Genomic DNA, 19505 nt, shown 5'->3' with positions numbered 1-19505 from the left:
CCGTGGCCGAACCCTTCCCGCTCGCCCCGTCGCTCTGGGCGACCACCGCGGCCCCCGCGCCGGAGACGCCGCCGCTGGCCGAGACCGGGCGGGCCGATGTGGTGATCGTCGGCGGCGGCTTCTGCGGCCTGTCCACCGCCCTGCATCTCGCCGAGCGGGGCATCCGGCCGGTCGTTCTGGAGGCGCACGAGATCGGCTTCGGCGGCTCCGGGCGCAACGGCGGCCAGGTCATCCCGGGATTGAAACACGATCCCGCCGACCTCGTCGCCCGGTTCGGGCGCGAGCGCGGTGAACGGCTCGCCCGCTTCGCCGGCGGCACCGCCGATACGGTGTTCGATCTCATCGCCCGGCACGTGATGGATGTGCCGCACCGGCGCGAGGGCTGGATCCAGGGCGCCCACACCGAGGCCGGACTGGACGACGTCGCGCGGCGGGCGCGCCAGTGGGCGGACCTCGGCGCCCCGGCCCGCGTCCTCGACAAGGACGAGACCGACCGGCTGCTCGGCACGGAGCGGTATCTCGGCGGCTGGCTCGACGGCCGCGGCGGCGCGATCCAGCCGCTGAGCTACGCCCGGGGCCTCGCCCGGGCCGCCCTCAAGGCCGGGGCCGCGATCCACGGCGGATCGCCCGTGACCGCCCTCGATCGGACGGGATCGGGCTGGACCGTCACGACGGCGCAGGGCGCCCGCCTCGCCACCGAGCGCGTCGTCCTCTGCACCAACGGCTATACCGGCGGGCTCTGGCCCGGCCTCGCCCAGACGGTGATCGCGGCCAACTCCTTCCAGGTCGCCACGATGCCGCTCTCCGACAACCTGCGGCGCTCGATCCTGCCCGAGGGGCAGGTCTCCTCGGACACGCGCAAGCTGCTGCTCTACTTCCGTCTCGACCATACCGGCCGGCTGCTGATGGGCGGCCGCGGCCCGTTCCGGGAACCACGCGGCCCGCAGGACTGGGCCCATCTCGAACGGATCGTCGGCAAGCTCTTTCCGCAGCTCGACGGCATCGCCTTCGACCACCGCTGGTGCGGCCGCGTGGCGATCACCCGGGATTACCTGCCGCATCTGCACGAGCCGGCGCCCGGCCTGCTCATCGACATCGGCTGCCAGGGGCGGGGGGTGGGCCTTCAGTCGGCGATGGGTCGGGCGATCGCCGCCTACATCGCGACCGGCGATGCCGACACCCTGCCCCTGCCGCCCACGCCGATCGCGCCGCTGCCGCTCCACGCGCTGCACCGCCTGTACGTCTCCGCGATCATCGGTTTGTACCGCTTGAGCGACGGCGGCATTCGCTGACGGATCGAGCCACCTCGGGCGATCGGTCGGCGGGGATCGAGACGAACGCCCGGCTCTCTAAGGGAGCTGCGCGTGCGGGTTGATCCATACCGGCAGGCTCGACTGCCGCCGAATCCGCGTTCGAAATCCTGCCGCGATCGGCCGAACGGCGGCACTGGGCGCACAGCGGCCTGACGATGGCTGAACGCCGGACCGAAATGAGGATCGTCCGATCAGGCTCGATGACGCGCGCGGCGACGCAGGCCGACGCGTTCCGGTACGGAGTGCCGGCGATCCGGAAGGTCGGTCAGAGCATCGCTCCTGCGTTCATCACACCCGTCGGATCGATCGCCCGCTTGATCGTGGCGAGAAGAGACAGGCGAGCCGGGTCGCCATAACGGGCGAGCAGGTCGCGCTTGAAGCGGCCGATGCCGTACTCCGCGCTGAAGCTTCCACCGAGCTCGATCGCCACCGCGTAGACCGCGTGCGCGATGCCCTCCTCCACCTCCTTCGTGAAGGCGATCCGGTCGCGGCCCGCCGGCACCACCAGGTTGAAGTGGATGTTGCCGTCGCCGACATGGCCGTAGAACGACAGACGCGTGCCGGGGGCCTGCGCAGCCACCACCGCGCCCGCCCGGACCAGGAAGGCGGAGACCGCGGATGTCGGGACGGCGATGTCGAGCTTCACCGAGCCGCCCGCATGCTTCTCCGCCTCCGGGATGGTCTCGCGGATCGTCCACATCTCCCGCCGTTGCCGCTCCGACTGGGCAAGCACCGCGTCCTCGACGTGGCCGGCCTCCATCAAGGCCTCCAGGGTGCCGAGCAGGATGTCGTCGAGGGCGATACGCTCCGAGGACGCGGAGAGTTCGAGCAGCACCGCGCCGCCGGGCCCGGCGGCGAGCCCGAGATCGGCGCCGCGCATGTCGGCGACGAGCGCCAGCGACGAGGCCGAGATGAGCTCGAAAGTCGAGGCGAGATCGGCGGTCTCGCGGCGGACCAGGGCCGCGATCTCCGGGATCGGCGCGTCCGCGGCAAGCTGCATCCAGGCGGTGGCGCGCCGCGTCTGCGCGGGCCAGAGCTTGAGCACGACCCCGGTGACGATCCCGAGTGTGCCCTCGGCGCCGATGAAAAGCTGCTTGAGGTCGTAGCCGATGTTGTTCTTGCGCAGCGTCCGCATGTCGGAGAACAGCGATCCGTCCGGCAGCACGACCTCCAAACCAAGCACGAGGTCGCGCGTCATGCCGTAGCGCAGCACCTGCAGCCCGCCGGCGTTGGTGCCGACGTTGCCGCCGAGGCGGCAGCTGCCCTCGGCGCCGAGGCTGAGCGGCAGCAGGCAGCCGCGCGCCTCGGCGGCCGCCTGCGCGTCGGCGAGGATCGCGCCGGCGTCGCAGGCGAGCGTGAAGCCGGTCGCGTCGACGGAGCGGATCCGGTTCAGCCGCTCGAGGCTCACGACGAGCTGCCCGCGGCCGGGCTCGGGCGTGGCGCCCCCGACGTAGCCCGTGTTGCCGCCCTGCGGCACGAGGCCGAAGCCGAGGTGCGCGGCGAGGCGAACGATCTCCTGGACCTCCTCGGTCGAGCGCGGGCGCAACACGGCCGGGGTTTGGCCCTGCATCAGGGCGCGCTGATCGTGGGTGTAGCGGGTCAGGCTGGCGGCATCAGTGACGAGGCCCCCCTCGCCGAGCAGGTCGTGGAACGCGGACAGATCGGGGGACGGAGCGGATGACATCCGAGATGGCTCGGCTCGTGGCAGAGGTGAAGGGGATTGCGGCTGACGTCGTCACGTCGGCGCGCAGCTGGTCAGCACTCTATCCGGACGCTCCGACGCGGCAATAGCGGCTGTGCGGTCAACCGTTGCTCCTATCGATGACGTCTAGAGCCGTTCCCGATCGCGTAGCGACAGGGAACGGCTCTAAGTCCTTGTCTAGCCGCGCTCTCTTACGCCGAACCGGTGTCCACTTCGGCGGAGAGCGCTCTAGTCGGCCCGAGGCGCCCCTCAGACCGACGCGCCGAGCGGCTGCAACGTCCGCTCGAGCGACAACATCCTTCGCCGAAAGCGGCTCGGGGCGCATAACGGCTGACGACGGCCACGGATCCGGCTTCTCCATCCATGATCTCGGCCTTCGCGGCCTCGATCTCGGCGCTTCGGTGGACGCTCCGGTCCACGAAAAGCGCCGCCTCGGAGCGTTTGAGGTGACGCACCGTGCGGGCCAGCCTTGGTCGGCGTTGCGGGCGAACTGTCCCCTTTGCATCCGCGGCTCAGTGGGAGGGGGGAGCGGAGCGAAAGCGCCATCCTAAAATCCTAAACTAGGAAATTTAGGATTGACACCGTCGCGCTCCTCGGCTAGAGAACAGGCACGGTCGAAACGTGTGTGGAGCGGCGCCGATGCAGTCCATCGAGGCGCATCCACCGGAGCGGCGCGCCACGGTCGAGCGTCTCCTGCGCGAGACCGAATTGACGGTCGCCGAGATCAGCGCCCGCACCGGCGTTAAGCCGACCACGATCCTCACCTGGAACAACCGGGCCGGCTGGCTCAGGCCGCGCCGCTGGCGGCGGGACCTGGCCATGCGCTGGCCGGAGCCGCGCCGGGCGGCGCTCGCCCGGCTCCTCGGCGCGCCAGAGAACGATCCCGGCGACGTCGCCGAGGCGGCGGGGATCGCGCGCGCCGCGGCCGACCGGCTCCTGGCGGTCTGCGGCGTCGCGCGGCCCGAGCCGCCGGCCGAACCCGAGCCGGCCGAGGAGCGGATCGAGCCCGGGATTCTCGATCCGGATTCGGCCGTGGATCCGCCGATCCTGCGGGCGCATCTGCGCGCCCATATCGCCCGGCAGATCGCCGCCTTCGACGCCGCCCTGAACGGGGAGGGGGCGGCCGTGCTCGATTCCGCCCGGGTGCTGCGCGACCTCGGCGGCCTCAAGCGGCTGCTCGACGAGATCGCCCCGGGGACCGGACGCGACGACGGGGAGGGCGGCGATGGCGGAAACGAGCCCGATCTGCCGGCCCTGCGCGCAGAGATCGCGCGCCGCTATGCTGGCTTTGTCCGCGGCCGGAAGGCTGCCTGACTTCCTGGCGAGCCTGCCGGCGCCGCTGGTCACCGCGCTCGCCGCCGACTGGCTGCACCAGGCCCGGCCCGACCAGCTGCCGCCGGACGAAGCCGACGTGAACTGGACCACCTGGGCGGTGATCGGCGGCCGCGGCAGCGGCAAGACCCGCACCGGCGCCGAATGGGTCGACGCCCTCGCCCGGGGCGATCCGGCCTTCACCCCCGAGCCGGTCGGGCGCATCGCCCTGGTGGGCGAGACCCATCTCGACGTGCGCGACGTGATGGTCGAGGGGCCGTCCGGCCTGCTCAACCTGCCGGTCCGGGGCCGGGCGCGCCCGCGCTGGTCGCCGAGCCTGCGCCGGCTCGCCTGGGACAACGGCGCGGTCGCCCTGGCCTTCTCGGCGGAGGAACCCGACGCGCTCCGCGGCCCGCAATTCGGCGCCGCCTGGTGCGACGAGGCCGCCAAGTGGCGCCGGCCCGAGGCCGCCTTCGACATGCTGCAATTCGGGCTGCGGCTGGGCGCCCGCCCGCGCAACCTCGTCACCACCACGCCGCGGCCGGTGCCGCTGATCCGCCGCCTGCTCGCCGACCCGCGCACCGTGGTCAGCCGCGCCCGCACCCACGACAATGCCCGGCACCTCGCCCCGGACTTCCTGGAGCAGGTGGTCGGGCGCTATGCCGGCACCCGGCTCGGCCGCCAGGAGCTCGACGGCGAGCTGATCGCCGACCGGGACGATGCCCTGTGGGATCGCGCCGCCCTGGAGGCGGGGCGGGTCGCCGCCGTGTTGGAACTGGCCCGGATCGTGGTGGCGGTGGATCCGCCCGCGACCTCGGGGGCGCGCTCGGATGCCTGCGGGATCGTGGCCGCGGGCCGCGCCGGCGCCCACGCCTATGTGCTGGCCGATGCGAGCCTCGCCCGGGCGAGCCCGCAGGCCTGGGCCGGGGCGGCGCTGGCGCTCTACCACCGGCTCGGGGCCGATGCCCTGGTGGTCGAGGTCAACCAGGGCGGCGAGATGGCCGCCGCGGTGCTCGCCCAGTGCGACCCGGCGGTGCCGGTCACGCCGGTCCGGGCCAGCCGGGGCAAGTACCTGCGCGCCGAGCCGGTCTCGCTGCTCTACGCCCGCGGTCTCGTCCACCATGTCGGGGCATTCCCGGCCCTGGAGGACGAGCTGTGCGATTTCGGGCCGGACGGCCTGTCGAGCGGCGCCTCGCCCGACCGGCTCGACGCCCTGGTCTGGGCGGTGACACACCTGCTGCTCGACGGGGCGCGGGAACCACGGATCCGCCGGCTCTGAGGCCGACCTGTGCGGTGCCACACGGGAACGTGAGGCGTGTTGCATCCATAAATTGCATACACTTCGCGCGGCTGATATGAAGAGCGTACATCCGGAGGGCGGTCTGTGGACGCGGATCTTGGTTCTGAGAGCTGTCTGCCCTACAGCGCCCATCGCCGCCTGCGGATGATCGCCGAGAGTCTCGGCTGCCCGGTCAGCGACTTCTTCGGGACCTCGACGGTCCGCCCCGACTTGAGCGCCACGGTCGAACTGCTGCGCCTGTGGCATGCGATCACGAGCGAGGCCGACCGGGCCGCCGTGCTCGGCTGCGCCCGGGAAGCCGCCGGTGTCGTCCGCCGGGAGGTCGAGAGGGTTTGATCGGAGCCGTCCGCCTGCCCGCTGCGCACGAAACAATACGGCGCGCCTCTGCGAGAAGCGCGCCGGGAGTCGGTTCGTGGTCTCTGGAACGAACTGCATCCTGAATACATGAGTCGGCGCGCCAAGGCTGTGGCGGCATAGCCACGTCGGCGGCTCGGGGTGCGGTGGTTCCGCCGCACCTGCCAGACATCGCGCGCCCGTTTCTGCATCGTTGAAAACGCCGCTCCGGCCCGCGTCGGCGGGCGGATCGCGATTCCACACCCCAGCCCTTTGATTCGCATCGTCCCGAAATCCGGATGCCGGCTTTCGGGACGATGCTTGCGTGCAGGACCGGACCGGCATGGCGACTCTCCTCGATCGGCTGGCGCGGGTCGCGCGCCGCGCCGCCTCCTCCCCGGGGCCGGACCTCGTCACCAAGGCCGCCCCGGCCTTCGCGCTCTACACCGACGGACGGGCGAGCTGGACGGCCCGGGACCCGGCGGCGCTGGCGCGAGCCGGCTACCAGCGCAACCCGGTCGTGCACCGGGCGGTCCGGCTGGTCGCCGAGGGCGCGGCGAGCCTGCCGCTCATCGCCACGGGGCCGGGCGCCGCCGGGGCCGCCGACCTCCTGGCGCTGCTCGCCCGGCCGAACCCGCGCGAGAGCGGCACGCACCTGCTCGAGACCGTCTATGCGGACCTGGCGCTCGGCGGCACCGCCTACTTGGAAGCGGTGAGCCTCGACGGGCGGATCGCCGCCTTGCAGGCCCTGCGGCCCGGCCGGATGCGGGTGCTGCCCGGCCCGGACGGCTGGCCCGCCGCCTATGTCTACACGGTCGCCGGGACCAGCCGCCGGTTCGACCTGCCGCCCCCCGGCGCGCCCGAGGTAGCGCCGATCCTGGCGCTGTCTCTCTTCCACCCGGACGACGATTATGCCGGCCTCGCCCCGATCGAGGCGGCGGCGACCGCGCTCGACATCCACAACGCCGCCAGCGCCTGGAACAAGGCGCTGCTCGACAACGCCGCCCGGCCTTCGGGCGCGCTGGTCTTCGCCGGGGCGGCGCTCACCGAGCCGCAATTCGACCGGCTGAAGGCCGAGCTGGAGGCGAATTACCAGGGCGCCGCCAATGCCGGCCGGCCGCTACTGCTGGAGGGCGGCCTCGACTGGAAGCCGCTGGCGCTCTCGCCCAAGGACATGGATTTCGTCGAGGCCAAGAATGCCGCCGCCCGGGAGATCGCCCTGGCCTTCGGGGTGCCGCCGCTGCTGCTCGGCCTGCCCGGCGACAGCACCCACGCCAACTACGCCGAGGCCAACCGGGCGCTCTACCGCCAGACCCTGATCCCGCTGGCCGTCCGCACCGCCCAGGCGCTCGCCGGGTGGCTGGAACCCGCCTTCGGTCCCCTGGACCTGGAACCCGACCTCGACCGGATCGAGGCCCTGTCGGGCGAGCGGGAATCCCTGTGGCGCCGGGTCGAGGCGGCCGGGTTCCTGTCGGCTGCCGAGAAGCGCGAGGCGGTGGGTTATCCGCCGGAGCCGCCAGTCGTGGGCAGGACTGGGTAGGGCGCGCCCCGCTTCGGACCCACGCGCTCTCCCTCCCCCCCTCTGCGGGGGAGGGAAGGCGCTTGCCATAGGCGGGCCGGCTTTCCTGCAAGCCACGCCCCCAACCCAAAAAAGCCAACCGAGGACCCTGCCGATGGATGGCCACTTCACCGGCTACGCCAGCGTGTTCGGCGTGCCCGATCTCGGCCGCGACGTGGTGGTGCCGGGGGCTTTCGCCGCCAGCCTGGTGCAGCGCGGGGCCGCGGGGGTGCGGCTGCTGTTCCAGCACGATCCGGCCGAGCCGATCGGCCGCTGGCTGTCGCTGCGCGAGGATGCCCGCGGCCTGTTCGCCGAGGGGCAGCTCAACCTCGCGGTCCAGCGCGCCCGGGAGGTCGACGCGCTGATGCGCGGCGGCGGCCTCGACGGGCTGTCGATCGGATTCCGCACCCTGCTCGCCCGCAAGGGGGCCGGCGGCGAGCGCCGGCTCCAGCGGGTCGACCTCTGGGAGATTTCGCTCGTGACCTTCCCGCTGCAGCCGGGGGCCCGGGCGAGCCCGGATCGCAGCCCGTCCGCCGAGGAAATCCGCGGCCTCGCCCGGCGGATCGCCCCCGAACCCGCCGCCGGCCTGAAGCCCGCGGTCCGGTCCCGCTTCACCCCACCTAGCCACGAGGTCGTTCGATGATGTCCCATACAGTCGCTCCGTCGAGCCCCGCCCCGGAGACCAAGGGCGCGCTGCCCGGCCTGGAGAACAAGGCCGGCCGCCCCGGGGCCGAGCCGGTCCAGCCGGCGCTCGACGAACTCGCCACCGCGTTCGAGGCGTTCAAGGAGACCAACGACACCCGCATCGCCCAGATCGAGGGCCGGCTCGGCACCGACGTGCTCACCGAGGAGAAGCTCGCCCGGATCGACGCGACGCTGGACGCGGCCCGGACCCGGCTCGACCGGATCACCCTCGACCGCGCCCGGCCGCCGCTGGGCCGGCCCGGCCCCCGGGAGGACGGGGCCGCGCAGGAGCACAAGGCGGCCTTCGACCTCTACGTCCGGGCCGGCGAGAGCGCCGGGCTGAAGCGCCTGGAGGCCAAGGCCCTGTCGGCCGGCTCGGGGCCGGACGGCGGCTATCTGGTGCCGCAGACCCTGGAGCGGACCGTGCTGGCCCGGCTCGCGCAGGTCTCGCCGATCCGGTCCATCGCCAGCATCCAGCAGATCTCCGGCGCCCAGTACAAGCGCGCCGCCTCGGTGGGCGCTCCGGCGACCGGCTGGGTCGCCGAGACCGCGCCGCGCCCCGGCACCGACGGGCCGGTGCTCGCCGAGATCGCGTTCCCGGCCATGGAGCTCTACGCCATGCCGGCGGCGACCCAGACGCTGCTGGACGACGCCGTGGTCGATCTCGACGCCTGGCTCTCGGCCGAGGTCGAGATGGCCTTCGCCGAGCAGGAGGGGGTGGCCTTCGTCACCGGCAACGGCGCCAGCCGCCCGCGCGGCTTCCTGAGCTACGACACCGTGGCCAACACGGCCTGGGTTCCGGGCAAGCTCGGCGTCGTGGCCACCGGGGCAGCCGGCGCATTTCCGTCCTCCAACCCGGCGGACGTGCTGTTCGATCTGGTCTACGCCTTGCGCGCCGGCTACCGGCAGAATGCCGGCTTCGTGATGAACCGGCGCACCCAGAGCGCCATCCGCAAGTTCAAGGACGCGGAGGGCAACTATCTCTGGCAGCCGCCGCTCGCCGCCGACCGGGCCGCGACGTTGATCGGGTTCCCGGTCACGGAGGCCGAGGCCATGCCCGACCTGGCCAAGGACAGCCTGTCGGTGGCGTTCGGCGATTTCCGCCGCGGCTACCTCGTGGTCGACCGCACCGGCCTGCGCGTGCTGCGCGACCCGTACTCGGCCAAGCCCTACGTGCTGTTCTACGTCACCAAGCGCGTCGGCGGCGGGGTGCAGGACTTCGATGCGATCAAGGTGTTGAAGTTTGCGTGAGGCTGGTTCTGGGGCGCCGGCCGGATCACCTCTGACATTCAGGCCAGCTTCCCGTCCTCATAGGGCGTAAAAGGGCTGAGAGCGGCCGGATAAATCACCCTGTCATTCCGGGCCCCGCTTCGCGGCCCCGGGATGACAGCGAGGTGCATCGGGAGGCGAGGATGCTCTCAGACGCTTGGAAACAGCGTCTCCACATGCAATCGCCCTCCCCGTGGGAGGGGAGGGCGATTGTCGTTCCAGTGCTATCGACCCGAACTCACCGCGTTCGACTTACCGGCCCTCGTTTCCGTCCCGCAGCGTCCCGGTCGGCTCCTGGACGTGGGCCTCGAGGAACCACAGCTGCTTGTCGACCGCCCGCGAGATCTCGGTGAACAGGTCGGACGTGCCGTCGTCGCCGGCCTCGTCGGTCTCGTCGATGTTCTCGCGCACGGCGTTGGCGTAGGCGGCGTAGCTGTCGATCAGCGCGGCGACGTGATCGGCGATGGCGTAGATGCCGGTCGGGTAGGCCGGCAGCTTGGTCTTCTCGGCGACCACCTGGGTCGAGCCGAGCGCCGTGGCGCCGAGCTGCACGGCGCGCTCCGCGACCTTGTCGTTGAGGTCGTCGAGCTCGGTGCGGAAGCCGTCGAGCATCTCGTGGATGCCGATGAACTGCGGACCCTTGAGGTTCCAGTGAGCCTGCTTGACCGCGAGGGCGAGATCGATGCCGTCCGCCAGCCGGGCATTCAGCGCCTGGATCGAGACCTGCTTGGCGTTCGAGTCGGTGTCGTTACGGGTTTTATGCGAGCGGACGCTCTTGCCGGTGTCAGCCATGAAATTTACTCCGTAAACCTTCGTGCAGACGGTCGCGAATATGCCGACACGGCCGCGAGTCCTCGTCTGACGCGATTGCGTTGCACAAACGCGACGACGCGTCGGGTGTTCCGAGCGTCGCGGGCCGGTCGTGGTGCTTCGTTTCGTCCCGAAAGTCGGCACCTGCCCGTCCGGGCGGTGCCTCAGCGGCGCCGGCCGGGCTTGGCCATCCAGTCGGAGCGGTTGCCCCGCGGCAGGGCCTCGCCCACCGGGATCCGCGCGAGTTCGGCCGACCGGCTGGCGATCCAGCCGCTATGCTCGGCCACCGGCGTCACCGCGGTGAAGCCGCCGCAGGCGGTCCGGCGCGACCCCTGCTGCAGGGCGCCGCTCGACCAGCTGACCACGCCGACGATCCGGTAGCCCCCGGGGCCGCCGGTCAGGATCGGGCCGCCGGAATCGCCCAGGCACGCGCCCGCGCCCGAGGTCTCGGCCATCCGCCGCCGATCGGTTACCACGGTCACCCGGTTGGCCACCTGCAGCGAGCCGATCGACACGAGATGCGCGAGCCGCAGGGTGCGGGCCGTGTCGCGCCGGTTCTCGGCCACGACGCCGAAGCCTGCGATGTCCACCGGCGCGCCGGTGTCGATCGAGGCGGCGCCCCGCGGATCGAGGGGTACGTAATCGGCGCCGAGCGGCGCTTCGAGCTTGAGCAGGGCGAGGTCGACGCCGGGCTGGTCCTCGGGCGTCGTGCCGGGCACGAAATCCGGATGCATGGTCGCGGCGATGACCTGGGTGCGGTGCTGGCGGAAGCCCCGGTCGACGCTGATGATCGTGTAGCCGGCCGGGCGCATCACGCAGTGGGCGGCGGTGAGCACGAGGTCGGGGGCGATCAGCGTGCCCGAGCAGATCTCGCCCTCGGTGCTCTCGATCCGCACCGCGAAGCTTCGCGCGCCGTCGGGATCGCGGGTGGTGGTGCCGTTGATCACCGCAGATGCGGGCGCCGGCATCAGCCCGGCCAGGGACCCGAGCAGGACGCTCCCGAGAAATGCGGCTCCGAGCCCCGCGCCTCGCATACGCTCATGGAGGCCGGCCTTGCGCATCGGGCGACGGGACATCGGGCACTCCGGGGCGCGCGCACGGCGCAAGGTGGGACGCCGCGGCGAGGGCGCGACGCAAAGGGAGCCTAGAGCAAGCCAATGAACCGGCCAAGCTGCGGTTCCGAACGGAGACGGTCGGAGGCGGGTCCGTCCCTCTCATGCCGTCTTAACCGCCCCACTGCGCGCTCCGGCCCCATCCCGCCAGCACCCGGTCGATCCAGCCGCGCTGCGGCCCGACCAGGATACCCTGGGTGAGGCCGCCGCAGGCGCCGCCGATCCAGGCGGCCAGCGCCAGCACGGCCCCGTCCGGCTCGGCGATCGGGCCGCCGGAATCGCCCTGGCAGCCGCCGCCGGCGCCGCCCTGGAGCCAGACCAGGATGCGGCTCGGACCGTAGGGCTCGATCACCGGCAGGGCGACGCCGCGGTAGGTGCCGGTGGAGCGTGGGTCGCCGGGCCGGGCGGCGCCGTAGCCCGACAGGGTCAGGCGCTCGCCGTCACGGGGTAGCGCGGCGCTCAGGGTGACCGGGGCGAAGCGCGACGGCAGCGGCGTCACGGTCCGGAGCAAGGCCAGGTCGATGGAGCGCCGCCGGCCCGAGGCGGCGCCGGCATCGTAGCCCGGATGGATCGCCCGGCCCGAGACCTCGACCAGGACCGGCGCCCCGGAATCATCGCGAAAGTGGATCCGATGCTCCTGCCCGGCGGCGACGCAATGGGCGGCGGTCAGCACCGTGTCGGGGGCGAGCACCAGCCCGGTGCAGACGCCGCCGTTCGACGACAGGACCATCACGGCCCCGCCGGCCGGCGCTTCGGTGCCGCCGACGATCGCGCCGGCCGGATGGCCCGCGAGCGACAGGCAAGCGGCCAGGACGATGAGGGCCGCCCGGCGGCGCTTCGGGACCGGCATTCGAGACATCCAGCGAGGGGGCAACGCGATGATCCCGATACGCGCCGACGGGGCCGTGGTCGAGCCGGTGAGCGTGGCCGAGCTGCGCGCCTATCTGCGCCTCGACGCCGACGATGGCGGCACCGAGGATGGGCTGCTCCAGGCCCTGATCACCGCAGCCCGGGCCAGCCTGGAGATCGAGGCCCGCCGGATCCTGGTGCCCGGCCGCTACCGGATCGCCCTCGATGCCTGGCCGGCGAACCGGCGGCTGGCCCTGCCGCTGAGCCCGCTCGTGGCTTTGGTCCGTGCCGGCCTCGCCGATGCCAAGGGTGTCACCGAGCTGGCCGCCGGCCTCGTCCGCCTCGGGCCGGACCCGGTCGAGGCGCCGGGCCTGCTGATCGACTTAGGCGTGCCGGACCCGGCCGGCCGCACGATCCTGATCGAGGTCGCGGCCGGGTTCGGGGGCGACGGGCCGCCGCTGCCGGCGCCCCTGCGGCTCGCGATCCTGCGGCTCGCCGCCGCGCGCTACGAGCATCGCGGCGACGAGCCGGATGCCGCCCGCACCGATGCCGCCGACCTCGCCGCGCCGTTCCGCCGGATGCGGCTGTGAGCCGGCTCACCATTCAATCGCGACCGACCGGAGCTTCGCCGATGGCGACCAGTCCGCATCACCCGCCGGTCGGCGCCCGGCGCCGCCGCTTCGTGCTGGAGCGGCCCCTGGAACAGCCCGACGGGTTCGGAGGCATGCTGCGCCGCTACGTCGCCGGCCCGGTCCTGTGGGGCGCGATGAGTCCGGCCGGCGTTGTCGATCGCCCGGCCGGGGGCCGCACCGACACGCTGCCGGCCTACCGGGTCGTCCTGCGCGGGCGGGTTTCCCTCGACCCGACCATGCGGCTGGCCGCAGGCCCCCGCCGCTTCGCGATCCGCGCCGTCAGCGAGCCGGACGCGACGGGCCGCGACCTGGTCTGCCATGTCGAGGAACTGGCCCGGGAGAGCGCGTCGTGAGCGACCCGAGCCCGCTCCTGGCCCTCCGGGCCGGCCTGATCGCCCGCTTCTCCGGCGACGCCGCCCTCGCCGCCCTGCTCGGCGGCAAGGTCCGGCTCCACGACGAGCCGCCCCGGGGTTCGGTGCCGGTCTACGCCGTGTTCGGCGAGGCCGAGATCGTGGACGATTCCGTCGACGGCGCCGAGCGCCATCGCCACAGCCACGTGATCGCGATCATCGCCAAGCCCGGCTCGGTCCGCACCGCGCTGGACGCCGCCGAGCGCATGGCGGCGCTGCTCACGGACGCCGCCCTGCCGCTCCAGGGCTGCCGCCTCGTCACCCTGCGGGTGCGGGCGATCAAGGCGAGCCGCGATGCCCGCACCGGCGAGGCCCGCGCCACCCTGACGATCGAGGCCGTCACCGAGATTCTTTGAGAGGAGGGCCCGATGGGCGCACAGAAGGGCAAGGATCTGCTGCTCCGGGCCGGCGACGGCGCGGGCGGCTTTCTGGCGGTGGCGGGTCTGCGCACCCGGCAGATCACCCTCAACGCCGAGACCGTGGACGTCACCAACGCGGACTCCACCGGGCGCTGGCGCGAGCTGCTGGCCGGGGCCGGGGTGCGCCGGGCCGCGATCTCCGGCTCCGGGGTTTTTCGCGACCAGGCCTCGGACATGCGCCTGCGGCTGATCTTCTTCGAGGGCGCGATCGAGACCTTCCAGGTGGTCGTGCCGGCCTTCGGGACCCTGGAGGGCCCGTTCCAGATCGCCAGCCTCGAATACCGGGGTGACCATGCCGGCGAGGTCACCTTCGACATCAGCCTCGACTCGGCGGGCGTGCTCGCCTTCACGGCGGTCTGAGCCATGGCCAACCGGATCCGCGGCGAGGTGCCGCTCGTGCTGGCCGGCCGGCGCTACACCCTGTGCCTGACGCTTGGGGCGCTGGCCGAGCTGGAGGGCGCGCTCAAGGCCGGCGATCTGGTCGGCCTGGCCGAGCGCTTCGACGGTGGCCGGGTCTCGGCCCGGGACCTGATCGCCCTGCTGGGCGCGGCCCTGCGCGGCGGCGGCCATGCCCTCGACGACGACGCCGTCGCGCGGCTGCCGCTCGCCGGCGGGCTGGAGGCGGTCTCCACCGCACTGGGCGAGGTCCTCGCCGCCGCCTTCGGGGAGGCGCCGGGCCCCGCAAACCCTCGGTAGAGCCGGCGCCTGACCGGGCGGCGCCGGCTCCGACCTCGACCCGTGACGCCCCGGGTTTCCCGTGGGACGACGCCCTGGCCCTGGGCCTCGGGGCGCTCGCCTGGAGCCCGGCCGCCTTCTGGGCGGCGACGCCCCGGGAATTCGCCGCCGCCCTCGGCCGCCGCCGCGGCCCGGAGCCGCTGAGCCGCGACGCGTTCGAGCGCCTGCTCGCCGCCTATCCGGACTCGGGCCCGAGCACCTGAGCCGCGTCGGGCTCCGCCCCGACATCCCGCCAAAGGGCTGAGCCCTTTGGGATCCCAGTCCTCGGCGCTGTGCTGCAGGACCGATCGATGAGGCCCAGCCGATGATCGACGCCGATCCCGATCCGCAGGACGCTGCCCGGATCAAGCAGCTGGAGATCCTCGACCAGCTCGCCAAGAATTTTGGCCGCAGCCTGGATTCGGCGCTCACCCGGGGCGCCGCCTCCGGGCGCAGCCTCGACGGCGTGCTGGGCACGATCGGCAGCAAGCTCGCCGGCGCGGCGGCCCGGGCGGCCACCGGCCCGATCCGCTCCGGCATCACCGGACTGGTCAACGCCGTGCTCGGGGCCGGCGCCGGCAGCGAGACCGGCTTCGCCCGGGGCGGATTGTTCCGAGGCGGCCGGGTCCAGCCCTTCGCGACCGGCGGTGTGGTGGCTGCGCCGACCTATTTCCCGATGGCCGGCGGCGCCGGCCTGATGGGCGAGGCCGGCCCCGAGGCGATCCTGCCGCTCAACCGCGGCCCGGACGGCCGCCTCGGCGTCGCGGCCGGCGCTGCCCCCCGGCCGGTCTCGGTGACGGTCAACATCGCCACCCCCGACCCCGGCGCCTTCCGCCGCTCCGAGGCGCAGGTCACCGCAAGCCTTGCCCGCGCGGTGGCGCGGGGGCAGCGGGCGACGTGATCTGCTGCGCCCCTCACGCCGCCTTGCTGGCCGCCGCCTCGCGAGCCCGGCTGCGGCGTCCGTCGACGCCGACCGGGGGGACGCCCTCGATCGTGACGCGGCGGACCACCCGGGGCTGGTCGCCGTAATCGTCCACCGCCCGGTGGACGGTCGCGCGGTTGTCCCAGATCGCCACGTCGCCCAGCCGCCAGGACCAGCGCACCGTGTTCTCGGGCCGGGTCGCGTGGTCGGTGAAGATCGCCAGCAGGTGCTGCGAATCCGAGGTCGTGAGCCCGAGGAGGCGCTGGATGAACTGCCCGACGATCAGCGAACGCTCGCCCGTCTCCGGATGCACGTGCACCAGCGGGTGTTCGGTCTCGTAGACGGTCCGGGTGAACACCTCGGTGTAGCGCTGGCGGCCGGCCTCCGAGGCGTTCACGCGCCCGCCGACGTAATCGTAGACGTTGGAATGCAGCGCCCAGAGCCGGTCGGCGAGGTCGCGCAGAGGCTCGGGCAGCTCCGCATAGGCCGCCGCGGTGTTGGCCCAGAGGGTGTCGCCGCCATAGGCCGGCAGAGTCACGGCCCGCAGGATCGAGATCGCCGGATAGGCCGGAACGAAGGTCACGTCCGTGTGCCAGGAACTCGCCCGCTCGCCCCGGCTGCCGTCGAGGTCGAGGATTCCCGCGGTGCCGGCCAGCGACGGCACGGTCGGGTGCGGGACGAGGTCGCCCAGCCGCCGGCCGAACGCCTCCTGGCCCGCTTCGTCGAGGTTCTGGTCGCGGAAGAACACCACCTTGTGGGTGACCAGGGCCTGGCGGATCGCCGCCACCGTCGCGGCGTCGAGATCGCCCGAGAGCGCGACGCCGCGGATCTCCGCGCCGATTCGGCCGGCGACCCGGCGGATGTCGAGGGTGGGGTGCAGCGGCTGCGGGACGGCGCTCATCGTAAGGCTCCTCGGTGGATCGTCGACGACGCCCGCCTCCCCGGAAAGATCTTCTAAGATCTACCGGGGATCGAGATCTTCGCAGGAACATCCGTCGTCTTCGATGATCTTCGCCCGGTCGCGGCCGGTTGTCGATGAACGGCGTTTCCGAAGTTTCGCCCGTTCCAAAAAAACTCTTCCCGGCCGGTGGCGGCCGGGAGAACGTGCCTTCTCCGGCCCCCTCTCCGGGATCATCGCGCCATGGCCGACGCCTTCCACGAGGTGCTGTTTCCCCTCGACGTGTCGCTGCGCGGCAGCGGCGGCCCGCAGCGGCTCACCGAGATCGTCACGCTGGCCTCGGGCCGCGAGCACCGCAACGGCCGCTGGGCCGATTCGCGGCGCCGCTACGATGCCGGGTTCGGGGTGCGCGGGCTCGATGCGCTCCACGCGGTGCTGGCCTTCTTCGAGGAGCGGCGCGGCCGTCTCTACGGCTTCCGCTACCGCGACCGGGTCGATTTCCGCTCCGGCCCGCCCGGCCGGGCGATCGGCCCCCTCGACCAGCCGCTCGGCACCGGCGACGGCGCCACCGCCTCCTTCCCGCTGGCCAAGACCTACGGGTCCGGCTTCGCGCCCTATCGCCGGCGCATCGCCAAGCCGGTTTCCGGCAGCGTCCGGGTGGCGGTTGCCGGCTGGGAGATCGGTGCCGACGCCTTCGCCTGCGACCCGGCCACGGGGCTCGTGACTTTCGCGACCGGCCACGTCCCGCCGGCGGGGGCAGCCGTCACGGCGGGCTTCGCCTTCGACGTGCCGGTCCGCTTCGACACCGACGACCTCACCATCGACCTCGCGGCCTTCACGGCGGGCGAGATCCCGAAGGTACCCCTCGTCGAGATCGTGCCGTGAGCGACGCAGATTTCGGATCGCCTAATTGGCTGCGAAAGGGCGCGGATCCCCTCTCCCGTGCGGGAGAGGGACAGGGTGAGGGGTGCGACCTCTCCGGAAGGACCTGATCCCTCACCCCAGCCCTCTCCCGCACGGGAGAGGGGGGGCGTCGAGCTCTGCAAAAGCTGTCGCGCCACAAACCTGGGTAGCTGAGGTGACGTGAGGATTGATGATGCGCGATATCCCGAGTGCCTTCGCGGCCCATCTCGCGGGCGGCGTCACCACCCTGTGCCGCTGCTGGTCCCTGCGCCGGCGGGACGGCGTGGCGCTGGGCTTCACCGACCATGACCGCGACCTGACCCTCGCAGGCCTGATCCACGCCGCCCGCACCGGGCTGGAGGCCGCCGAGGCCGCGTCCGAATCCGGCTTCGCGGTCTCCGGAGGCGACGTCGCCGGGGCGCTGAGCGCCCTCGGGCTGACCGAGGCCGACATCGCGGGCGGCCTGTACGACGGCGCTGCGGTGGAGACTTGGCTGGTCGACTGGTCGAACCCCGAGACCCGCCTGCTGCTCGATGTCGGCACGATCGGCGAGGTGCGGCGCGAGGGCGATGCCTTCGTGGCGGAGCTGCGCGGCCTCGCCCACCGGCTCGGCGCCGAGCGCGGCCGCACCTTCCGGGCCACCTGCGGGGCCGATCTCGGTGACGCCCGCTGCCGGGTCGACCTCGCGGGTTGGCGCACCACCGGCCTGGTCGCTGGCCTGCCCGAACCTGCGACCCTCGCGGTGACCCTAGCTGGCGGCTTCCCGGACGGGCTGTTCACCGGCGGAGCGCTCACCTGGAGTACGGGCGCCAATGCCGGGCTCGCGGCGGATGTGCGGCTCCAGCTCGGCACGCTCCTCGAATTGTGGGTGCCGCCGCCCCGGCCGGTGGCGCCCGGGGATGCGTTCAGCCTCACCGCCGGCTGCGACAAGCGGCTCGCTACCTGCCGGGACCGCTTCGCCAACGCTGTCAACTTCCAGGGCTTTCCGCACATGCCCGGCAACGACGCGGTGATGCGGGCGGTGCCGGGCTCGGAGCCCGTCCTCGACGGCGGGAGCCTGTTCCGATGAGCGCGATGCGGCGCGACATCGGCGTGGCCGCGCTCGGCGAGGCGCGGCTGTGGCTCGGCACGCCCTACCGGCACCAGGCGTCCCTGCGCGGCGTCGGCTGCGACTGCCTCGGGCTGCTGCGCGGGGTCTGGCGCGGACTCTACGGGGCCGAGCCGGAAAAGGTGCCGCCCTATGCCGCCACCTGGGCGGAATCCGCCGCGCCGGGCACCGACCCGCTCACCGCCGCGGCGGCGCGCCACCTCGTGCCGGTGGACGGCCCGATGCCAGGACCGGGCGACGTGCTGCTCTTCGCCTCCCGGTCCCATCTCCCGGCTCGCCACTGCGCCATCGCCACCGGCGACGGCGCCATGATCCACGCCCACGACCACGCCGCCGTGGCCGAGGTGGCACTCACCGCCTGGTGGCGGCGGCACCTGACGGGGGTGTTCCGGTTCCCGGAGGATCCTTACGGGGAGCCCGTCGCCACGGTGAGCTTGACGCTTATCGCGCGCAACTCAGGTCGTTCCACGCCGTCATCGCGAGCGTAGCGAAGCGACCCAGTGAAACGCTACGGTCTGGGATCGCGCGCTGCCCTGGGTCGCTTCGCTGCGCTCGCGATGACGGTGGAGGTAGTGGCGAGCACTTCGATCGCAAACCGCATCAAGCCGATCAGGCCGCCGCGGCGATGCGCAGCTCAACCTGGAGTCCGGCCGCGGCGAGCATCGCGACCAGCGTGTCGATCGCGAACAGGTCGATCTTGCCGCGCATCAGGTCCGAGACGCGCGGCTGCGTGACGCCCAAGACCTTCGCCGCCTGGGACTGGTTCAGGCCGGATTGCTCGATGTGATTGCGCAGGGCCATCATCAGCTGCGAGCGGATGCGCATATGCGCGGCCTCCGCCGGCGTGTCTTCGATCGCGTCCCAGACGCTGTCGAAATGTCTTTCGGTCATCGTTGTAACTCCTGCATGAAGTCGGCGTAGCGGCGTTTGGCCGTGGCGATATCGGCAAGAGCGGTTTTTTGGGTCGTCTTGCGGAAGCAATGCAGGACGACCACTGCGCCGGGGAATTTCGCCACGTAGATCACCCGGAACGCGCCATCCGGCTCCCTGATACGGATCTCGCGGACGCCCGAACCGAGGGTCGGCATCGGCTTCCAATCGTCCGGATCAAGGCCGGACTGAACGCGGTCGATCTGATGTCCGGCGGCGCGTCGCGCATCCCTGGGAAAGGCGCGCAGGTCGTCGAGCGCGCTCCCGCGAAACACCACGCCTTTGGGTCGCTCAACCACGACACCGCCCAAGCTCATCGAAGCCCCAG

General features: G+C 72.7%; 23 protein-coding genes and 1 pseudogene. 17 read left to right on the top strand and 7 right to left on the bottom strand.

Annotated features, from left to right (window positions below; genetic code table 11):
* Positions 1 to 2: 2 nt before the first annotated feature.
* The gene (locus MKL11_RS29315; RefSeq protein WP_243950186.1) at positions 3 to 1292 is read left to right on the top strand and encodes an NAD(P)/FAD-dependent oxidoreductase; all 1290 of its coding nucleotides are present in this window, start codon (positions 3 to 5) and stop codon (positions 1290 to 1292) included.
* Between the two features lie 286 nt (positions 1293 to 1578).
* On the opposite strand, the gene MKL11_RS29310 is transcribed toward MKL11_RS29315, so the two are convergent.
* Positions 1579 to 2997, bottom strand: coding sequence for an FAD-binding oxidoreductase (locus tag MKL11_RS29310; RefSeq protein ID WP_243950183.1), 1419 nt, complete (start codon positions 2995 to 2997; stop codon positions 1579 to 1581).
* Positions 2998 to 3654: 657 nt separating this feature from the next.
* Here MKL11_RS29310 and MKL11_RS29305 point away from each other — a divergent pair.
* The 6 genes from MKL11_RS29305 to MKL11_RS29280 all read left to right on the top strand — a co-directional run bounded on the left by MKL11_RS29305 (position 3655) and on the right by MKL11_RS29280 (position 9452).
* The gene (locus MKL11_RS29305) at positions 3655 to 4329 is read left to right on the top strand and encodes a hypothetical protein (protein ID WP_243950181.1); all 675 of its coding nucleotides are present in this window, start codon (positions 3655 to 3657) and stop codon (positions 4327 to 4329) included.
* Entirely contained in the window at positions 4295 to 5605 is a 1311-nt protein-coding gene (locus MKL11_RS29300) for a DNA-packaging protein (RefSeq protein WP_243950179.1), read from the top strand. The genes MKL11_RS29305 and MKL11_RS29300 overlap by 35 nt, the downstream gene beginning before the upstream one ends.
* Positions 5606 to 5710: 105 nt before the next feature.
* A complete protein-coding gene (locus MKL11_RS29295; RefSeq protein ID WP_243950176.1) occupies positions 5711 to 5962 on the top strand; it encodes a hypothetical protein in 252 nt (83 codons plus the stop codon).
* A gap of 340 nt (positions 5963 to 6302) precedes the next feature.
* A complete protein-coding gene (locus MKL11_RS29290) occupies positions 6303 to 7499 on the top strand; it encodes a phage portal protein (RefSeq protein WP_243950174.1) in 1197 nt (398 codons plus the stop codon).
* Positions 7500 to 7632: 133 nt separating this feature from the next.
* On the top strand, positions 7633 to 8160 hold the full coding sequence (locus tag MKL11_RS29285; RefSeq protein WP_243950171.1) for an HK97 family phage prohead protease: 528 nt from the start codon (positions 7633 to 7635) through the stop codon (positions 8158 to 8160).
* Positions 8160 to 9452: a phage major capsid protein gene (locus tag MKL11_RS29280; protein WP_243950231.1), complete on the top strand. Its 1293-nt coding sequence runs from the start codon at positions 8160 to 8162 to the stop codon at positions 9450 to 9452. Before MKL11_RS29285 ends, MKL11_RS29280 begins: the two co-directional genes overlap by 1 nt.
* 270 nt (positions 9453 to 9722) lie before the next feature.
* Here the strand turns inward: MKL11_RS29280 and dps are convergent, their stop codons facing one another.
* From dps to MKL11_RS29265, 3 genes are all read right to left on the bottom strand, one after another.
* Positions 9723 to 10262 carry a DNA starvation/stationary phase protection protein Dps gene (gene dps / locus MKL11_RS29275; protein ID WP_243950169.1) on the bottom strand — a complete coding sequence of 180 codons (540 nt, stop codon included), beginning with the start codon at positions 10260 to 10262 and terminating at the stop codon, positions 9723 to 9725.
* 182 nt (positions 10263 to 10444) lie between these two features.
* Entirely contained in the window at positions 10445 to 11356 is a 912-nt protein-coding gene (locus MKL11_RS29270) for a S1 family peptidase (RefSeq protein ID WP_243950167.1), read from the bottom strand.
* A 148-nt stretch (positions 11357 to 11504) separates the two neighbouring features.
* Positions 11505 to 12242, bottom strand: coding sequence for a S1 family peptidase (locus tag MKL11_RS29265; protein WP_243950165.1), 738 nt, complete (start codon positions 12240 to 12242; stop codon positions 11505 to 11507).
* A 28-nt stretch (positions 12243 to 12270) separates the two neighbouring features.
* Between MKL11_RS29265 and MKL11_RS29260 the strand changes: the two genes are divergently transcribed.
* The 7 genes and pseudogenes from MKL11_RS29260 to MKL11_RS29230 all read left to right on the top strand — a co-directional run bounded on the left by MKL11_RS29260 (position 12271) and on the right by MKL11_RS29230 (position 15317).
* Positions 12271 to 12831 carry a hypothetical protein gene (locus tag MKL11_RS29260; protein ID WP_243950163.1) on the top strand — a complete coding sequence of 187 codons (561 nt, stop codon included), beginning with the start codon at positions 12271 to 12273 and terminating at the stop codon, positions 12829 to 12831.
* Between the two features lie 41 nt (positions 12832 to 12872).
* Positions 12873 to 13226 (top strand): head-tail adaptor protein, encoded by a 354-nt coding sequence (locus MKL11_RS29255; protein ID WP_243950161.1) that lies wholly within the window; start codon positions 12873 to 12875, stop codon positions 13224 to 13226.
* Entirely contained in the window at positions 13223 to 13639 is a 417-nt protein-coding gene (locus MKL11_RS29250) for a DUF3168 domain-containing protein (RefSeq protein WP_243950159.1), read from the top strand. The genes MKL11_RS29255 and MKL11_RS29250 overlap by 4 nt, the downstream gene beginning before the upstream one ends.
* Before the next feature lie 12 nt (positions 13640 to 13651).
* Positions 13652 to 14062 (top strand): phage major tail protein, TP901-1 family, encoded by a 411-nt coding sequence (locus tag MKL11_RS29245; protein WP_243950157.1) that lies wholly within the window; start codon positions 13652 to 13654, stop codon positions 14060 to 14062.
* A gap of 3 nt (positions 14063 to 14065) precedes the next feature.
* Complete coding sequence (locus MKL11_RS29240) at positions 14066 to 14398, top strand: gene transfer agent family protein (protein ID WP_243950155.1); 333 nt, start codon at positions 14066 to 14068, stop codon at positions 14396 to 14398.
* A gap of 68 nt (positions 14399 to 14466) precedes the next feature.
* Positions 14467 to 14640, top strand: a pseudogene (locus MKL11_RS29235) (phage tail assembly chaperone); the annotation flags it as partial.
* A 101-nt stretch (positions 14641 to 14741) separates the two neighbouring features.
* Positions 14742 to 15317 (top strand): phage tail tape measure protein, encoded by a 576-nt coding sequence (locus MKL11_RS29230; RefSeq protein ID WP_243950152.1) that lies wholly within the window; start codon positions 14742 to 14744, stop codon positions 15315 to 15317.
* Between the two features lie 13 nt (positions 15318 to 15330).
* On the opposite strand, the gene MKL11_RS29225 is transcribed toward MKL11_RS29230, so the two are convergent.
* A complete protein-coding gene (locus tag MKL11_RS29225; protein WP_243950150.1) occupies positions 15331 to 16239 on the bottom strand; it encodes a TauD/TfdA dioxygenase family protein in 909 nt (302 codons plus the stop codon).
* A gap of 240 nt (positions 16240 to 16479) precedes the next feature.
* Here MKL11_RS29225 and MKL11_RS29220 point away from each other — a divergent pair, with 240 nt between their 5' ends.
* From MKL11_RS29220 to MKL11_RS29210, 3 genes are all read left to right on the top strand, one after another.
* On the top strand, positions 16480 to 17121 hold the full coding sequence (locus MKL11_RS29220; RefSeq protein ID WP_243950148.1) for a DUF2460 domain-containing protein: 642 nt from the start codon (positions 16480 to 16482) through the stop codon (positions 17119 to 17121).
* Between the two features lie 211 nt (positions 17122 to 17332).
* Positions 17333 to 18208, top strand: a complete 876-nt coding sequence (locus MKL11_RS29215) for a DUF2163 domain-containing protein (protein ID WP_243950226.1) — start codon at positions 17333 to 17335, stop codon at positions 18206 to 18208.
* Positions 18205 to 18735, top strand: a complete 531-nt coding sequence (locus MKL11_RS29210) for an NlpC/P60 family protein (protein ID WP_243950146.1) — start codon at positions 18205 to 18207, stop codon at positions 18733 to 18735. The genes MKL11_RS29215 and MKL11_RS29210 overlap by 4 nt, the downstream gene beginning before the upstream one ends.
* A gap of 121 nt (positions 18736 to 18856) precedes the next feature.
* Here MKL11_RS29210 and MKL11_RS29205 read toward each other — a convergent pair whose 3' ends face one another.
* Both MKL11_RS29205 and MKL11_RS29200 read right to left on the bottom strand, forming a co-directional pair.
* Positions 18857 to 19138, bottom strand: coding sequence for a helix-turn-helix domain-containing protein (locus MKL11_RS29205; RefSeq protein ID WP_243950144.1), 282 nt, complete (start codon positions 19136 to 19138; stop codon positions 18857 to 18859).
* Complete coding sequence (locus MKL11_RS29200) at positions 19135 to 19488, bottom strand: type II toxin-antitoxin system RelE/ParE family toxin (RefSeq protein ID WP_243950142.1); 354 nt, start codon at positions 19486 to 19488, stop codon at positions 19135 to 19137. Before MKL11_RS29200 ends, MKL11_RS29205 begins: the two co-directional genes overlap by 4 nt.
* Between the last annotated feature and the right edge of the window lie 17 nt (positions 19489 to 19505).

This window comes from Methylobacterium sp. J-077, from assembly GCF_022829365.1.
In the GTDB taxonomy this organism is placed as follows: Bacteria; Pseudomonadota; Alphaproteobacteria; order Rhizobiales; family Beijerinckiaceae; genus Methylobacterium.
Note: the sequence above shows the minus strand (reverse complement) of the source record. Positions and strands in the feature narration are given on the sequence as shown.

Coding starts and splice junctions, on each gene's coding strand:
- MKL11_RS29240 (WP_243950155.1), top strand. CDS start 14,066: ATGGCCAACCGGATCCGCGGCGAGGTGCCGCTCGTGCTGGCCGGCCGG.
- MKL11_RS29215 (WP_243950226.1), top strand. CDS start 17,333: ATGCGCGATATCCCGAGTGCCTTCGCGGCCCATCTCGCGGGCGGCGTC.
- MKL11_RS29260 (WP_243950163.1), top strand. CDS start 12,271: ATGATCCCGATACGCGCCGACGGGGCCGTGGTCGAGCCGGTGAGCGTG.
- MKL11_RS29305 (WP_243950181.1), top strand. CDS start 3,655: ATGCAGTCCATCGAGGCGCATCCACCGGAGCGGCGCGCCACGGTCGAG.
- MKL11_RS29225 (WP_243950150.1), bottom strand. CDS start 16,239: ATGAGCGCCGTCCCGCAGCCGCTGCACCCCACCCTCGACATCCGCCGG.
- MKL11_RS29290 (WP_243950174.1), top strand. CDS start 6,303: ATGGCGACTCTCCTCGATCGGCTGGCGCGGGTCGCGCGCCGCGCCGCC.
- MKL11_RS29300 (WP_243950179.1), top strand. CDS start 4,295: ATGCTGGCTTTGTCCGCGGCCGGAAGGCTGCCTGACTTCCTGGCGAGC.
- MKL11_RS29220 (WP_243950148.1), top strand. CDS start 16,480: ATGGCCGACGCCTTCCACGAGGTGCTGTTTCCCCTCGACGTGTCGCTG.
- MKL11_RS29310 (WP_243950183.1), bottom strand. CDS start 2,997: ATGTCATCCGCTCCGTCCCCCGATCTGTCCGCGTTCCACGACCTGCTC.
- MKL11_RS29205 (WP_243950144.1), bottom strand. CDS start 19,138: ATGACCGAAAGACATTTCGACAGCGTCTGGGACGCGATCGAAGACACG.
- MKL11_RS29255 (WP_243950161.1), top strand. CDS start 12,873: ATGGCGACCAGTCCGCATCACCCGCCGGTCGGCGCCCGGCGCCGCCGC.
- MKL11_RS29230 (WP_243950152.1), top strand. CDS start 14,742: ATGATCGACGCCGATCCCGATCCGCAGGACGCTGCCCGGATCAAGCAG.
- MKL11_RS29280 (WP_243950231.1), top strand. CDS start 8,160: ATGTCCCATACAGTCGCTCCGTCGAGCCCCGCCCCGGAGACCAAGGGC.
- dps (WP_243950169.1), bottom strand. CDS start 10,262: ATGGCTGACACCGGCAAGAGCGTCCGCTCGCATAAAACCCGTAACGAC.
- MKL11_RS29285 (WP_243950171.1), top strand. CDS start 7,633: ATGGATGGCCACTTCACCGGCTACGCCAGCGTGTTCGGCGTGCCCGAT.
- MKL11_RS29265 (WP_243950165.1), bottom strand. CDS start 12,242: ATGCCGGTCCCGAAGCGCCGCCGGGCGGCCCTCATCGTCCTGGCCGCT.
- MKL11_RS29210 (WP_243950146.1), top strand. CDS start 18,205: ATGAGCGCGATGCGGCGCGACATCGGCGTGGCCGCGCTCGGCGAGGCG.
- MKL11_RS29270 (WP_243950167.1), bottom strand. CDS start 11,356: ATGTCCCGTCGCCCGATGCGCAAGGCCGGCCTCCATGAGCGTATGCGA.
- MKL11_RS29245 (WP_243950157.1), top strand. CDS start 13,652: ATGGGCGCACAGAAGGGCAAGGATCTGCTGCTCCGGGCCGGCGACGGC.